The following is a 15,366-nucleotide window of genomic DNA, read 5'->3' as shown; positions in this document are numbered from 1 at the left end:
TGCAAAAACAGGGACAACCTTTACAAAATGCTGTGGAACACCTATAGTAGTTTCAGGTGCTGAAGAGTGCGACGGACAGATAGACGGTTCATGTGTATTTACAATCCGTCAGGATATCTGTGTGGCAGTTCCTGTTGAATTCGGAGCTGTTGCTTCTGTTGGCGACACTTATGTAAACTGTAACGGAGCTTCAGCAAGTGATATTTGTACTGACTGTAAGCCTGTTGTTGACCCTATTGTTCCTTAAATATAAATCTTTGCGCCCCGTGATTAAGCGGGGCGCAATTTTATACTGTTCTATTGACAGCTGTGTAAATGAACAATTATAATTAAATAAACATTAAAAGTAAAAGGGGAAGGGATTTATAATGTATTGCAAAAATTGCGGAACACAGCTGCCGGAAAACGCCAGATTTTGTCCCAACTGCGGAACAGATTCTTTTGCGGCCAATGGTCAAAAGATGGGATATCAGAGAAGTTATCAGCAAATGAATATGAACCAACCACAGTACAGCGGAGAGGGTTTTTATAATGTGGGAGTCCGCCCGTTAAATCCCGGTGAGGTCAGAACATATTATGCTACAAAATTCCATAGAAAATTCATTATATTTGCTTTGTGCATTGGTTTGTGTGCTGATTTGTTTTGGGTATTTACATTATTTAGACTTATGTCGTCGTATAAGCCAAACAAAGGCGACATTACAGAGGCTGTATTTTGGATTGTTTTGTTGTTTGTTTTAATGGTAGCGGTTGTAATAAATCTTATGGTCTATAATAAGATAGTTCTCAATATAAGCGACCAGGGAATAAGCGGCAGGGGAGGAAAGTGCCTGTATCTGTGCAGTGTACCTTTCAACGCTTCATACAGCGATATTGACAGTGTAAAGCAAAAATTCTCCGGAGTGGTTTCCAGAAATAACAGAATAGTGATCACTATAAAAGGTAAAAAATACGACTTAACAATAGAAAACGGTGAAGAAGCCAAAAAGCTTATTGAAATGGGAATGGCGAGAACACGCCAGGTTTATTACTGATTATACATAAAAATAAAAGCTTCGCAGTTTTATTTCTGCGAAGCTTTTTATCTGTAATTTAATTGGTTTCTTTGTGTAGGTGAGAGCTTTTATGCTTGTACCAAATTCCTGAATAGTAGAAGAATGCGCTCATTGCGGTGGAGATTATCCAGCCAACAGGCCATGAAAGCCACAAGCCCTCAACTCCGATTATTGCGTTAAAGATATAGCAGAGGATAACTCTTATGAGCAGGTCTGCGAAAGTTGCCGCCATAAACGGTATCATACTTTCCGTACCTCTCAGAACTGCGTCATACATGAGCTTTAATCCTACAACCACATAGAATGGAGCAACGATAGTCAGGAAGTTACTGCCTGTGCTCAAAGCCATTGGACTTAAATCCTGAGCGAAAATCTTGAGAGCAGGTTCCTGGAAGAACACATAAAGCAACGAAAAGGGAATTGCAACTGTCAATACCATGAAAATTCCGGAAGTCATACCTTTTTTGATTCTGCCAATTTCTCCTGCACCCATGTTTTGCGCCGCAAAGCTTGAAAGTGCTCCTGCAACTGTTGTCAGTGTTGTGACAACAAAGGTGTTAAGCTTGATAGCTGAAGTATATCCGGCGATTACCTGAGAGCCGTAACTGTTTACAAGACCCTGGATGAAGAGATTGCCTACAGAAACAAAGCTCTGCTGTAAAACGCTTGGGATTGCCACAACGCACATTTGAACAAGAAGAACCTTTGAAAAGAATTTAGCTGTACCCTCAAATGTGAGCTTTTTAATTGCATGAAACAATCTAAATATGCAGAGTATAGCGGCAATGCCCTGTGCTATAAATGTCGCCCAGGCAAGGCCGGCAACACCCATGTTAAAACAGATAACAAAAACAAGGTCAAGGGCGATGTTTCCCAGACTGGAAGCAATCAAAAAGTACAGCGGTGTTTTTGAGTCACCCAAAGCTGAGAAAATACCTGTGCATACATTATAGAGAAGAACAAAGAGGAAACCTCCGATGTATATATAAAGATATGCAAGGGCGTCATCAAAAATATTTGCAGGTGTCTGCAAAACATTCATAATTGGAACGCTGATGAGAATTCCCACTATTGTGAGGAAAATTCCGACTGCTGAAATTGCTGTGAGAATTGTAGTTACACATTCTCTAACTTCTTTGTAATGCTTGGCGCCGAAGTGTCTTGAGATTACAACAGAACAACCTAAGTTGCATCCCAAAGCCACAGCCATGAAAATCATGGTTATAGGATAGGAAGAACCTACCGCCGAAAGGGCGTCCTCACCGATAAACTGACCGGCTATTACTGTATCCGCCATATTGTACATTTGCTGGAATATTACACTGCCCAGCAGGGGAAGAGCAAAGAGCCACAAAATTTTTCCTGTACTGCCTTTTGTCAAATCCTTGACCATTTCCAAACCTCCATTGACTTTTAATCCGCTGTCTATTATACTACAGTTATGGTTATCTGTTTTATATGTATTTTAAAAATTTGTTATATGATAATTAGATAATAAAAGGACGATATAAAATGAATATAGAGCACATGAAAAATTTTTTGATAATGGCGGACAGCGACAGTATTTCCCATGCCTCCAGAAGACTTTTTATAGCTCAGTCAGCACTGAGCAATCAGCTTAAAACCCTTGAAAAAGAGGTGGGAGCCCAGCTTATAAAAAGGGACTATCACAGCTATGAGCTTACGGAAAGCGGAAAGACGTTTTTAAAATATGCCAGAAAAATTGTTGAAACAATGGAACAGGCAGAACTTGCAGTATCCGACTTGCAGGACGGAACAACAGGAACCTTGAGAATATCCTCTACACCGTCAGTGGCAACAGGTTTTCTCATGGAATACATAAGCGAAAATACAAAAAAATACCCCCGGGTAAAGCTCAGAATAAACGAGTGCAATACACCGGAGGTTATTGAAAAGATAAAGGACGGGATTTCGGAGGTGGGATTTATCAGAACACCTTTCGGAAATCATGGAGAATTTGTCACAAAATTTCTTGTAGCAGACCAAATGGCTGCGGTTTATAAAAAGGGCAGTTATAGTTTTGAGGACAATTTCAGTTTGGACCTTTTGCAAAACATGCCCCTTATATCAATTTACAGATATACAGAACTGCTGGACGCAATAGCGGAACACAGAAATTACAGAATATACTATGCCGCCCAATGTACAGAGGTTTCCACAGCCCTTTCCTTGGCTCAGTTAGGTATAGGTATTGCCCTGGTTCCTTATTCCGCATATAAAAATAATATGGGACTTTTTACAGGATTGGAAGCAAAAATTATCGGCGACAGTGAATGCGGAACAAAATGTCTTATGATTTATCTTAAAAACCGTTCTCTTTCAGCCACCGCTCAAAACTTTATAAAGCTTATAGAAAATATAATTGAAAGCAAAGAAATTTAATTTCCGAAATATTCCTCAATGGAGCTTACACACCTGTCAACGGCGCAGTCGATTTCCTCTTTTGTTATTATAAGGGGAGGATTGAAGTAAAGCACATTTCCCAAGGGACGCAGAAGCAGTCCCTTTTTTAATGCAATTTTGTAGATCTCATATCCCACACGCTTTTCGCTTTCAAAGCCCTCCTTGGTTTCCTTGTCTTTCACAAGCTCAATTCCGTTTATAAGTCCTATGTGTCGGATTTCACCCACGTAAGGCTTTTGCAAAAGCTTTTCCGTAAGCTTTTGGTGGAGATATTTTCCGGTTTCTGCGGCGTTTTCCAAGATATTATCTTCTCTCAATATTTTTTGGACGGCTAAAGCGGCGGCACAGCCTAAAGGATTTCCGCTGTAGGTGTGGCTGTGCATAAATGCCTTGCCTTTGTTGTATTCGTCGTAGAAAGCGTCGTAAATTTCCTGGGTGGTTATGGTTATAGCCATTGGCATGTAGCCGCCGGTAAGTCCTTTGGAAATGCACATAATGTCCGGTGATATGCCGGCGTGGTCGCAGGCAAACATTTTTCCAGTTCGTCCGAAACCGGTAGCGATTTCATCTGCAATAAGTAAAACATCGTACTTATCGCAAAGCTCTCTAAGCTTTTTAAGATATACAGGAGGATAAATTCTCATGCCTGCGCTGCCCTGAAGCAAAGGCTCCACAATAAGTGCACAGCATTCCTGGGCATGTTCCGCAAAGGCTTTTTCCGCATGACAGATACATTCGCCGCCGCAGCTGTCTCTGTTTTTTCCTAAAGGACAGCGGTAGCAGTCCGGAGCTTCAATGTGAATTGTGTCCATAAGCATTGGTCGGTAGATTTTAGCGTACAAATCCATGCTTCCCACGGATAATGCTCCGATTGTTTCACCGTGATAACCCTCTGTAAGGCACATGAATTTTGTTTTTTCGGCTTTGCCCCTTTGGTATTGATATTGAAAAGCCATTTTCAAGGCACATTCAACAGCGGCAGAACCGTTGTCGGAAAAATTAAATTTGCAAAGACCTTTAGGAATAATCTCCATAAGCTGCTGACAAAGCTCTATTGCCGGCTTGTGGGAGAAATTCGCAAAAATAACATGCTCAAGTTTATCAAGCTGATTTTTAATAGCTTCGTTAATTTTGGGATTGCAGTGTCCCAAAAGATTGCACCACCAAGAGCTTACAACGTCTATGTACTCGTTTCCGTGGATGTCGTAAAGATGAACGCCTTCGCCGTGGTCGATAATAATGGGGGGAAGTTCCTCATAATCCTTCATCTGTGAACAGGGGTGCCATATATATTTTAAATCAAGCTCTTCCAAAGTCATTTCATTCATCTCCAAAATATAATTTTATAGGGTCGCAAAGGTAGTCTATATTTTCAGCATTGATTGAAACAGTGCCTATAACCTTTACATCTGTGAGCTTTTCAATCATAAAAAGATTGTCTTTGTGCATAAGGCTGTTTTCATTGTAATTGTTGAGAATAATTCCTCTTACCTTTATGCCTTTTTCACGGAGATAAGAAACGGTGAGAACAACGGCATTGATTGTTCCCAAGCCTGCGTCTGCCACTATAATTGTGTCAAGCTCTAAAGATTTTACTATGTCCTCAAGCATAATAAAGCACTTATTATCAAGCCTAATGGGACAGACAATTCCTCCGCTGCCTTCAACAAAAACATATTCATGGGATTTTAAAACAGTTTCAAAATCCTTTTTGACTTCCTCAAGCTCCACAGGATTTCCCTCTATCCTTGCGGAAAGATGAGGGGAAAGGGGGTTTTTGTAGAGATAGGATAAAAGTGTTTCGGTTTCCTGATTTATTCCGGAAATCTTTTTAACATAGCCTGCGTCGCTTTCCTCAATGGACTCTGCGCCGCTTATGGCGGCCTTGTAGTAGCCTGCGTTTATTCCCTTTTGTACCAAGCTTTTTGCCAAAAGGGCGGTAACGTAGGTTTTTCCTATGTCAGTTCCGGTTCCGGTGATAAAAATTCCCTTAGCCATTGCATAACCCCCTTTCATAGCCCAAAGCTTCAATAGTTTCAATGTCCTTTTTTATGGTAATTCCGGCAGTTGTCAGCATATCTCCGGAAATTGTGGCGTTTGCGCCTGATTTAAAGCAATCATATCCTTTATGCTCCATAAGTCCTCTGCCTCCAGCAAGTCTTATGGAAGCGTCGGGGAGAATAAATCTGTACACAGCGGCAATTCTTCTCATGTCGTCTTCCGTAAGGGGTGAAAGATTTTCATAAGGAGTGCCCTTAATCGGGTTTAACATGTTGATTGGAATAGATTTAATTCCCAGTTCCTTTAATGAAAATGCCATGTCGATTCTGTCCTCAGGGGTTTCGCCGATTCCCATAATACCGCCGCTGCACACGGAAAGACCTGATGACTGCGCCGCTTTTATTGCATTGACCTTATCTTGAAAGCTGTGGGTTGTGCATACATTGCTGAAATTCTTTTCTGAGGTTTCAAGGTTGTTGTGCACTCTTGAAGCGCCAGCCTCTTTCAGCTTTGAGAATTGTTCTTTATTCAAAAGTCCGCAGGATATGCAGACCTTAATATCACATTCATTTTTTATGGCTTTTATAATTTCGCAGACCTTTTCAACTTCGCTGTCGCTGAGTTTTTTTCCTGATGTGACGATAGAAAATCTCAGCACACCTCTTTCAAAATTTTCTTTAGCCTGTTTTGCTACCTCCTGGGGTGAAAGCAGTGGGTATTCCTGAACACAGGTGCTGTAAAAGGATGATTGGGCACAGTATTTGCAGTTTTCCGAGCATTTGCCGCTTTTTGCATTTATAATTGTGCAGATATCAAATTTGTTGGAGCAAAAATGATTTCTTATTTCATCGGCACATTGGCACAGTTCATCTAAAGGTGAATTGTAAAGATTTAAAGCATCCTCTTTTGTTATAGCTTTACCGGAGAGGATTTTTTCCATATAGTCACGGGGACTTGTCATTTTAATCAGACCTTTCTTTTGTTAAAAACAGGAATAAGACGTTTTCCAAGCATTGCCGCAAAGAAGCACATAACAATATCGCCTGGAACAACCAAAAGGAAGCAGTAAAGAAACAGCGGCCAAAGTCCTATTCCGGTTCCCAAATAAAAGTTGCTTATTATGTAGTAGTAAATCATTCCGAAAAGATAAACCATAGCAAGTCCTGCAAAACAGGCGAATAACAGTTTACAGTAGGAGGGATTTGCTTTCTTGTGGGCTATTGTTCCGGTGAGAAGAGCTCCCACGGCAAAGCCTATTATATAACCGAAGCTTGGCTGGAAAATATATCCGGGACCGCCGCCGGAAGCAAATATAGGAAGTCCTATCAAGCCTAAAATCATATAAACAAAAACACAGAGAAAACCTTTTTTGCCGCCTAAAAACAATCCGGCAAGGGTTGTGAAAAGTGTTTGCAGAGTAAAGGGAACAAAAGGAACGGGAACTTTTATAAAAGCGCCGATTGCGATAAGAGCCACAAAAAGTCCGCATATAACAATGTCGTTGATTTTAAGGGTATTTTTTGTCATAAGCCACCTCTTAGAATTTATTTCATATGAAAGTATAACAGACTAAAAGAAGATTGTAAACCTAATTTTAAAATAAAGTTTACAATAGCGTATAATTGTTGAATTAGAAAAATATCGTGGTATAATAAAAAATAAATTCTTCAAAGTGAAAGGAAACGACCTTCTAAATCGTATTGTATATGAAAGGACGTTGATAAGTCCTGAAAATACAAGGAGGTTTTTATTATGAAGAAAAAGATTATGGTTATTATAGCTGCTTTATTTGTGATTACAGCGGCAGTTGCAACAGTAGGAGCGGCAGGAAGAGGAAAGGTTGGCAATCCTTCAGCGGCTGTATCCGGTATATGCGACGGAGTACCGGCACAGGACGGAACAGGAATGCAGTACGGTAAAAATGAAAACGCAGGTCAGGGAAATGGAACAGGCGACTGTATCTATAATGAGGAATGCCCAAACGATGGAGTGCCTGCCCAGGACGGAACAGGTATGCAGTACGGTAAAAATCAAAACGGTGGAAACGGCAAAGGTAACAGAGGATAATTGAGGTAAAAGAAGGTTGCATAGATGAGAAGCGAACACGAGGCAAATCTTGCCATAGAAAAATACGGTGATATGGTAAAGCGTATTTGTTTTCTGCATTTAAAAAATGAATTTGATACAGAGGATATATTTCAAAACGTCTTTATAAAATATCTGGTATATGAGGGTGAATTTGAAAATGCCGAACATGAAAAAGCGTGGTTTGCCCGTGTTACAATAAATCTGTGCAAAGACTTTTTAAAAAGTGCCTTTAGAAAAAATACAGTTTCAATGGAGTACCTTTCAGAAAATACATCTGCGGCTCAGGATGAAGAGAAAAGAGAAGTGCTGAGGGCGGTTTTGTCCTTGCCGGATAAATACAAAAACGCCGTGTATCTTCACTATTATGAAGGATACACAGCGGGAGAGATAGGAAAAATAATAGGCAAGAAAGAAAACTCGGTTTATACATTGTTGGCAAGGGCAAGAGAGAAACTGAAAAAAATTCTGGGAGGTGATGACTTTGAATAAAATCCACGAAGCCTTTGAAACCGTAAAGGCGGATGAAAAATTGAAAGCATCTGCCATGGAGGCAGTAAGAAAAAAGCTAAAGGAAGAGGAAAAAAAGAAAAGTTTTGCAGGCAGACGACTTGTTTACAGCATGGCTGTATTTTGTGTTCTCATATTGGCGGCGGGAATCTTTGGTTTTTATTCGGTTTATACATCACCTGTTTCCTATGTGAGCATAGATATAAACCCGTCAATAGAGCTGGTGCTGAACAGATTTAATGTGGTAATAGAAACAAACGCATATAACGACGACGGTTCCAAAATAGCAGAAGCTGTGGACGTTAACAATATGAGCTATGAAGAAGCCATAGAAAAGCTTGTAGAAAGCGAAGAATTCAGCAGTTATTTTGAAAATGATTACGAACTTGTTTTTACAGTAATTTCGGATAATCAGGAAGAAATTATCACAGGAATAGAAAACACACAGTGTTATCAAAAGTACGGCTCAGCCTGCGTGGGCGCCGGATATGAAACAAGGGAAGAAGCCCGGGAATACGGAATGTCCTTCGGAAAATACAAAGCCTATCAGGAGCTTTTAAAATATTATCCCGACATAACACCTGAGGAATGTAATGAGCTTTCCATGAACGAGATAAAAAATCTTATTTTGGAAAACGGCGGAGAATGGATTGGAAATTCACAAAATAATTCCCAGTGTACAAACTCAACCGACGAAACAAAAGGACAAAACAGCGGAAATTCCGGTAAAGGAGAAAATTCCGGAAACGGAAAAGGGAACGGCAATAAATCCGGAAATCAAAAAGGAAAAAACTAAAAGAAAAAGCGTATTACTGACTGAACTCTAGTAATACGCTTTTTGCTTTATTTATAAAAATATCTTCCGGAAGTTTTGCTCTTTTTTCCGTACTGTATTGCCTCTTTAGGACAGCGGTGCAGGCATCCAAGGCAGATGTTGCACTGCTTTTTTACCCATACAGGTTTGCTCTTTTCGATTTTTATAGCTTCCGACGGACAGATTTTTTCACATAATCCACATCCTATACAGCTGTCCTCAACATAGAACTTTTTTGTAAAACGTCTGTGCTTGTAAAAAGGATAGGAGAAAAAAGTTACCGTTTTCGGGAAAAGACCGGGATTTTTATTTTGATTTCCCGAAAGCTTTTCATCAATGGCGTTTTTAATTTTTTCAAGCTCAAGGTCAGCCTTGCTGTTTATTTTTTCCTGTTCAGCCTTATCTGCTATTTTAAACAAAGGCACATATGTGTCCACCATTTTTACAGAATAAACTGCATTTACGGAAATCCCCTTTTTTTCAAGGGCTTCTTTTACAAATTTATCTGCATTGGCGGTAGAAGCTCCGCAGGTCATAAGTATATACACATAGGTTTTTTCTTTAAGATTTATAGCTGCGCTGTTGATAAAATCCATTACAGCCTGAGGCACTCCGAAAAAATAGACCGGAAAAACTATTCCCAGCTTTCCGTCGTGAATATTAAATTCTGTGTTTTTTGTTTTTAAAGCTTCAGAAATCGAAACAATATTTTCGTTAAAATCCGCTGTTTTATGGGCGGCGTGCTGGCTGTTTCCTGTGGCGGAAAAGTAAAAAATCATTTTATCACCTGATTTTAAATAATTTTACACATAGAGTATAAAATATATTAGCGGTACAGTCAATAGATAAAAATGGTTAAAGATAGCTCTTTGATGTTGTTTTATGGTCGTTATTGTGGTAAAATTTATTTATATTTGAGAAAAGCGGGCGGTGATGTATGAAAAATAAATTTTTATTATTGTTTATAGAAGTAAAGGAATTTATAGACATCTTTTTCGGCTATAAGGTTATGAGGGCAGCCGCCGCAATTTCATATTATCTTACCCTTTCGTTTTTCCCGTTTCTTATCTGTCTTAACTGGCTGATAGCCACAATAGGAATTGACATGGGAACAATAGTGAGCCTTACGGAAGGTTTTATTCCTCAGCCGGCTATGGACTCTTTAAACCAGTATTTGGAGTATATTGTGAACCAGCAGTCGCCAATATTGCTGATAACGGGAATTACATTCCTTGTAACCAGTGCCTCGGCGGCGTTTAGAAACCTTGTAACAATTATGGGAGAAATCCACGGCAAACAGAGATTTAACGGCATAATAAAATATATTCTAAGCTTTGCAGGTTCTACGCTTTTTCTTTTTGCAATCTACTTTTTTATGCTTATTTCGGTTATTGCAAAGTCGATTATTTCCATAATTGACCAGTGGCTAAACACAAATCTTTCTATTTTATTTCAGTTTGAATGGATGCATTCCTTTTTGATTTTAATATTCCTTACAGTTATGCTTTACGCATTGTACAGAACCTACAATATCAAAGGCAGAGCCTTTAAAGCACTTATTTTCTCATCTGTGGGAGCTGCATTTCTCCTGGTTGTGGTGAGCTATGTTTTTTCTGAAATAATGAAATTTTCGGCGAAATATTCACTGGTTTACGGTTCTCTTACTTCCGTAATCTGTCTTATGATGTGGATTTTTATCTGTGCCAATATAATAATCGGCGGAAGCGTTTTGGGAAGAGTAATAGGTTATCACTGTGAGGACGAATCAGAGGAAGAAAAAAAGTATGAAAACGCAAGAAAAAAGAAAAAACTAAAAAAGAAATAATTTTACGGGACAGGATTGTTAACAACCTGTCCCTAATTTTTTTCACAACGGATATTGACAAATTGCAGTTTTACATGTTTAATTAGGTTGGGAGAAATCCTAAAAGAGCAGGGAGGAATTTCAAAATGATTAAAGCTGTATTTTTTGATATTGACGGAACTCTCGTACCATTCGGCGAAAAAAGAATGCCGAAAAGTACCGTTGAAGGTCTTGACAAGCTTAGAAGCAACGGTGTTAAGGTGTTTATTGCCACAGGAAGATCTCCTGGAAATTTAAAATATCTGCAATCAATACTGGATTATGATTTTGACGGTTTTATTGCAATGAACGGACAGTATTGTTTTACAAAAGATTTGGTTATACGTGAAAAGTGTTTTGATACGGAAAGTTTTCCAATGCTGTTAAAATATCTTGAAGAAAACGATGTTTCCTGTAGTTTTGTGGAGCTAAACTATGTTTACATAAACAGAATAAGCGAAAGGGTTATGAATATTAGAAGGTCTTTGGGCGCTTCTGTAATTTACGAACCAATAGATAAACCGGAACGTGCATTGACCCATAAAATATACCAGCTCAGCGCATATACAGACAAAGAGCAGGAAAAGGAACTTGTAAAACATTTTCCGGGTTCCAAGGCTGTGCGCTGGTCTCCGGTTTTCGCCGATATAATCCCCGAGGACGGCGGAAAAGATGTGGGAATAAGCAAGGTTATCGAGCATTTCGGTATTAAAAGAGAGGAAACAATGGCTTTCGGCGACGGCGGAAACGACATGGATATGCTGAAATACTGCAACATAGGCATCGCTATGGGCAATGCCGGAGATGAGGTAAAAGCCATTGCAAATCATGTTACAGACAACACAGATAAGGACGGAATTTACAAGGCATTAAAGTATTTTGAACTTATATAAAATATATGGAATGTATAAATGTGAATATTCGGTGAATAAAAAATGTAAAAAAATTCACTTGACAAAGAGAAAACTTTGTATTATTATATGTTGCAAAGAAATAAAACAAATGCTTTGACAGGGACAGCTGATACATAAAGCAATTTCAGAGAGTCGTCGGTTGGTGCGAGACGATAGGCAGTGTTGATAGAATCACCCTCGAGCAGACTGGTGAAATTTTCTTTTTGGAAAAACTAATCAGTTCCGGAAGCTCACCGTTATCATGGGGCGCACGTTGTTAGACGTGGCAGAGTGGCCGTTTTTCGGCAATTAGAGTGGTACCGCGGAGTATATTTATACCTCGTCTCTTTTTTGGAGACGAGGTTTTCTTTTTATATTTGACTTAATTGAATGGAGGCTTTTTATTATGAAATTGACAGGAGCGCAGATAATAATGGAATGTTTGCTGGAACAGGGGGTTGACACTGTTTTCGGTTATCCGGGCGGAGCGGTTTTGAATATATACGACGCTTTGTATGAATATAAGGATAAGATAAGACATATAACCACTTCCCACGAGCAGGCGGCTTCCCATGCTGCTGACGGATATGCAAGATCAAGCGGAAAGACAGGCGTATGTATTGCAACATCAGGCCCGGGAGCCACAAACCTTGTTACAGGTATCGCTACAGCCTATATGGATTCAATCCCAATGGTTGCAATTACAGGAAACGTAAACAGAAACCTTTTGGGAAAAAGCAGTTTCCAGGAAGTTGACATTGCCGCAATCACAGCGCCGGTTACAAAGAAAAGTCTTATTGTAATGGATATTGCAGACCTGGCAGACGCAATCAGAGACGCTTTTTATGTTGCAAATAAGGGAAGAAAAGGTCCGGTTCTCATAGATATTCCAAAGGATATTACAGCTTTGACCTACGACTTTGAGAGAAAGCCATTAAAGAAGCAGAAACACAACTTTGACCACAATGAAAAGCAGTTTAAGAAAGCAGTAGAGCTTCTGCTTAAATCCGAAAGACCATTCCTCTATGCAGGCGGCGGAGTTGTGGCTTCGGAGGCGGAAAAGGAATTTGCAGATTTTGCAGAGAAGTTTGACGCTCCTGTTTCAGCTTCACTTATGTGTCAGGGCGCATACGACCAGAAGCTTCCAAGATATCTGGGAATGCTCGGTATGCACGGAACAAAGGTTTCCTCAATGGCATTAAAGGAATGTGATTTGTTTATCGCAGTCGGTTCAAGATTTTCCGACAGAGTTACCTGTGATACCGGTGTTTTTGCAAGAAACTGTCCGGTAATTCATATTGACATAGACGCAAAGGAATTTAACAAAAACATCAAAGCCGCAGCAGCATTGAGAGGAAACGCAAAGGATGTGCTTGAAGAGCTCAGCAGAAGAATTCCTCAGCAGAACCACAGCGAGTGGATGAATAAAATTTACGGCTGGAAAGAAAAAAATCCTTTCCTTAAAAAAGACGACGGAATGTATGTGACACCTCAGTATGTTATGGAAACACTGGGACGTCTTACAGACAATAAGGCTATGATTACCACAGAGGTTGGACAGCACCAGATGTGGGCGGCACAGTATTTCTATTACCGTTATCCACGCCAGCTGTGCACCTCAGGCGGTTTGGGAACAATGGGATACGGTCTTGGAGCGGCAATAGGCGCAAAGCTTGCAAATCCCGACAAAACGGTTGTAAACATTGCAGGCGACGGAAGCTTCCACATGAATTGCAGTGAGCTTTCCACACTTTCAAAATACAACATTCCTGTTATAGAGCTTCTCTTTAACAACGAGGTTTTGGGAATGGTAAGACAGTGGCAGAAGCTTTTCTACGGCGGAAGATTTTCCGAAACAGACCTTGATAAGGTTACAAATTATGAAAAGCTTTCAGAAGCATTCGGTGTAAAAGCCTATACAATCAGCAAGAGCAGTGATGTTGAAAAGGTTCTCAAAGAGGCAATCGAGTCCGGAAAGCCTGCATTTATCAACTGCATCATCAATAGAGATATGAATGTTCTGCCGATGGTTCCGGCAAACGGAGCAGTAACAGACCCGATAATGGAAATGTAAAGAAATTTGTAATATAAACAGGAAGGATGAAAAAAGATGTTGACCCTTGATAAAATCTACCACGCTTCATATGTGCTTAAAAATGTTGTGAGATGTACAGACCTTATTCATGCGCCACTTATCAATCCTGAGGCACAGGTATTTTTAAAGGCTGAAAACCTCCAGATTACAGGTTCATTTAAGGTGAGAGGTGCTTACTATAAAATATCCCAGCTTTCCGACGAAGAAAAGGAAAGAGGTGTTATCGCATGTTCAGCAGGAAACCATGCACAGGGCGTGGCTTTGGCGGCTACTAAAAACGGCATTAAATCACTTATCTGTCTGCCTGACGGAGCTCCTATTTCAAAGGTTGAAGCTGCTAAAAGATACGGCGCAGATGTGTGCCTTGTTAAGGGTGTTTACGACGATGCATATAACATGGCTGTAGAGCTTCAAAAGGAAAGCGGCGCAACATTTATTCATCCTTTCGACGATGAAGAGGTTATTGCCGGACAGGGTACAATCGGTCTTGAGCTGCTGGAGCAGCTTCCGGAAATGGACGCGGTTATCGTTCCAATCGGAGGCGGCGGACTTATCTCCGGTATCGCATATGCGGTTAAATCCCTTAATCCAAGATGTAAGGTGTACGGTGTACAGGCACAGGGCGCACCGTCTATGTATAATTCCGTAAAGCACCACTGCAACGAAACACTGGACAGCGTTTCAACCATTGCAGACGGTATCGCAGTTAAGAAACCGGGCGATATCACATATGATATCTGCTGTAAATATGTTGACGACATCGCAACAGTTACAGACGACGAGATTTCCTGCGCAATTCTTTCCCTCATGGAGAAGCATAAGCTTGTTGCAGAGGGCGCAGGTGCGGTATCCGTTGCGGCGGCAATGTTCAATAAATTCGACATCAAGGGCAAAAAGGTTGCCTGCATAGTTTCCGGAGGAAATATCGACGTTACAATTCTTTCAAGAGTTATCACAAGAGGACTTCTCAAGGGCGGAAGAAGCGCAGATATCACTGTTGCTTTACAGGATAAGCCGGGACAGCTCAAGGAAATTTCTGCAATTATTGCTGACCTGGGCGGAAACGTAACATCAGTACAGCACAACAGAGCCAACGAGGGAATGGATGTAACAGGATGCTTTTTGCATATTGTTATGGAAACCAGAGATTATAACCATATAGAAGAGATTAGAAAAGCGCTGACAAACGCAGGATTTAAGATAATTAGGTCTATGAATTGAGATATAGGAGGAAATGAAAATGAAATATGTAAAGACAGATAAAGCACCGGCAGCTATCGGCCCGTATTCCCAGGGAGTGGTAGCAGGAGGATTTGTATATGTATCAGGTCAGATTCCACTTGACCCTGCAACAGGAGAGCTTGTTGGAGGAAGCATAGAGGAGCAGACAGAAAGAGTTATCGCAAACCTCAAGGCAATTCTTGAGGCTGCGGGAACAGATATTTCAAAGGTGGTTAAAACCACATGTTTCTTGAAAGATATGGGAGATTTTTCAAGATTTAACAGTGTTTACGAGAAGCATTTTGTTTCAAAGCCGGCAAGAGCCTGCGTTTCTGCGGCGCTTCCTAAGGATGCGGCTGTAGAGGTTGAGGTTATCGCTTTGGCTCAGGATGCGTAAGATTTGATAAAAAGCCTTCAAAATTATT

Annotated in this window: 17 protein-coding genes and 1 other annotated feature; of the genes, 11 read left to right on the top strand and 6 right to left on the bottom strand. The window is 40.3% G+C overall.

Going from position 1 to position 15,366, the window contains the following annotated elements:
- Nucleotides 1-121 precede the first annotated feature (121 nt).
- Together CGICJO_RS12050 and CGICJO_RS12045 are read left to right on the top strand one after the other, a co-directional pair.
- Nucleotides 122-247 carry a hypothetical protein gene (locus CGICJO_RS12050; RefSeq protein ID WP_486499084.1) on the top strand — a complete coding sequence of 42 codons (126 nt, stop codon included), beginning with the start codon at nt 122-124 and terminating at the stop codon, nt 245-247.
- 121 nt (nt 248-368) lie between these two features.
- A complete protein-coding gene (locus tag CGICJO_RS12045) occupies nt 369-1,034 on the top strand; it encodes a zinc ribbon domain-containing protein (protein ID WP_486499083.1) in 666 nt (221 codons plus the stop codon).
- Nucleotides 1,035-1,092: 58 nt separating this feature from the next.
- Here the strand turns inward: CGICJO_RS12045 and CGICJO_RS12040 are convergent, their stop codons facing one another.
- Complete coding sequence (locus CGICJO_RS12040; RefSeq protein WP_486499082.1) at nt 1,093-2,448, bottom strand: MATE family efflux transporter; 1,356 nt, start codon at nt 2,446-2,448, stop codon at nt 1,093-1,095.
- Between the two features lie 119 nt (nt 2,449-2,567).
- Between CGICJO_RS12040 and CGICJO_RS12035 the strand changes: the two genes are divergently transcribed.
- Nucleotides 2,568-3,458, top strand: a complete 891-nt coding sequence (locus CGICJO_RS12035; protein ID WP_087376009.1) for a LysR family transcriptional regulator — start codon at nt 2,568-2,570, stop codon at nt 3,456-3,458.
- Here CGICJO_RS12035 and bioA read toward each other — a convergent pair.
- The 4 genes from bioA to CGICJO_RS12015 are packed head-to-tail and all read right to left on the bottom strand — an operon-like array spanning nt 3,455 to nt 7,007.
- Nucleotides 3,455-4,798 carry an adenosylmethionine--8-amino-7-oxononanoate transaminase gene (bioA, locus tag CGICJO_RS12030; protein ID WP_486499081.1) on the bottom strand — a complete coding sequence of 448 codons (1,344 nt, stop codon included), beginning with the start codon at nt 4,796-4,798 and terminating at the stop codon, nt 3,455-3,457. The two genes, CGICJO_RS12035 and bioA, sit on opposite strands and share 4 nt — an antisense overlap.
- Nucleotide 4,799: 1 nt before the next feature.
- On the bottom strand, nt 4,800-5,477 hold the full coding sequence (gene bioD / locus CGICJO_RS12025) for a dethiobiotin synthase (RefSeq protein ID WP_486499080.1): 678 nt from the start codon (nt 5,475-5,477) through the stop codon (nt 4,800-4,802).
- On the bottom strand, nt 5,470-6,441 hold the full coding sequence (bioB, locus tag CGICJO_RS12020) for a biotin synthase BioB (RefSeq protein ID WP_087376012.1): 972 nt from the start codon (nt 6,439-6,441) through the stop codon (nt 5,470-5,472). The genes bioD and bioB overlap by 8 nt, the downstream gene beginning before the upstream one ends.
- 5 nt (nt 6,442-6,446) lie before the next feature.
- Nucleotides 6,447-7,007, bottom strand: coding sequence for a biotin transporter BioY (locus CGICJO_RS12015; RefSeq protein WP_486499079.1), 561 nt, complete (start codon nt 7,005-7,007; stop codon nt 6,447-6,449).
- 225 nt (nt 7,008-7,232) lie between these two features.
- On the opposite strand from CGICJO_RS12015, the gene CGICJO_RS12010 reads away from it, so the two are divergent.
- Genes CGICJO_RS12010 through CGICJO_RS12000 form a run of 3 tightly spaced genes read left to right on the top strand, consistent with a single transcriptional unit; the run spans nt 7,233 to nt 8,871 of the window.
- Complete coding sequence (locus tag CGICJO_RS12010; protein ID WP_486499078.1) at nt 7,233-7,547, top strand: hypothetical protein; 315 nt, start codon at nt 7,233-7,235, stop codon at nt 7,545-7,547.
- Between the two features lie 24 nt (nt 7,548-7,571).
- Complete coding sequence (locus CGICJO_RS12005) at nt 7,572-8,057, top strand: RNA polymerase sigma factor (protein ID WP_486499077.1); 486 nt, start codon at nt 7,572-7,574, stop codon at nt 8,055-8,057.
- Nucleotides 8,050-8,871: an anti-sigma-I factor RsgI family protein gene (locus CGICJO_RS12000; protein ID WP_486499076.1), complete on the top strand. Its 822-nt coding sequence runs from the start codon at nt 8,050-8,052 to the stop codon at nt 8,869-8,871. Before CGICJO_RS12005 ends, CGICJO_RS12000 begins: the two co-directional genes overlap by 8 nt.
- Nucleotides 8,872-8,918: 47 nt before the next feature.
- Here CGICJO_RS12000 and CGICJO_RS11995 read toward each other — a convergent pair whose 3' ends face one another.
- On the bottom strand, nt 8,919-9,668 hold the full coding sequence (locus CGICJO_RS11995; protein WP_486499075.1) for an EFR1 family ferrodoxin: 750 nt from the start codon (nt 9,666-9,668) through the stop codon (nt 8,919-8,921).
- Between the two features lie 158 nt (nt 9,669-9,826).
- Here CGICJO_RS11995 and CGICJO_RS11990 point away from each other — a divergent pair, with 158 nt between their 5' ends.
- The 5 genes from CGICJO_RS11990 to CGICJO_RS11970 all read left to right on the top strand — a co-directional run bounded on the left by CGICJO_RS11990 (nt 9,827) and on the right by CGICJO_RS11970 (nt 15,338).
- Nucleotides 9,827-10,714, top strand: a complete 888-nt coding sequence (locus CGICJO_RS11990; protein ID WP_486499074.1) for a YihY/virulence factor BrkB family protein — start codon at nt 9,827-9,829, stop codon at nt 10,712-10,714.
- A 125-nt stretch (nt 10,715-10,839) separates the two neighbouring features.
- The gene (locus CGICJO_RS11985; protein WP_486499073.1) at nt 10,840-11,625 is read left to right on the top strand and encodes a Cof-type HAD-IIB family hydrolase; all 786 of its coding nucleotides are present in this window, start codon (nt 10,840-10,842) and stop codon (nt 11,623-11,625) included.
- Nucleotides 11,626-11,730: 105 nt separating this feature from the next.
- Nucleotides 11,731-11,976: a binding site (T-box leader), on the top strand.
- Nucleotides 11,977-12,031: 55 nt separating this feature from the next.
- A complete protein-coding gene (gene ilvB / locus CGICJO_RS11980) occupies nt 12,032-13,699 on the top strand; it encodes a biosynthetic-type acetolactate synthase large subunit (protein WP_486499072.1) in 1,668 nt (555 codons plus the stop codon).
- A 36-nt stretch (nt 13,700-13,735) separates the two neighbouring features.
- Nucleotides 13,736-14,941 carry a threonine ammonia-lyase gene (gene ilvA, locus CGICJO_RS11975; RefSeq protein WP_486499071.1) on the top strand — a complete coding sequence of 402 codons (1,206 nt, stop codon included), beginning with the start codon at nt 13,736-13,738 and terminating at the stop codon, nt 14,939-14,941.
- Between the two features lie 13 nt (nt 14,942-14,954).
- The gene (locus tag CGICJO_RS11970) at nt 14,955-15,338 is read left to right on the top strand and encodes a RidA family protein (protein WP_442856047.1); all 384 of its coding nucleotides are present in this window, start codon (nt 14,955-14,957) and stop codon (nt 15,336-15,338) included.
- The last annotated feature ends 28 nt before the right edge of the window (nt 15,339-15,366 follow it).

This window comes from Candidatus Limousia pullorum (assembly GCF_057405065.1).
Note: the sequence above shows the minus strand (reverse complement) of the source record. Positions and strands in the feature narration are given on the sequence as shown.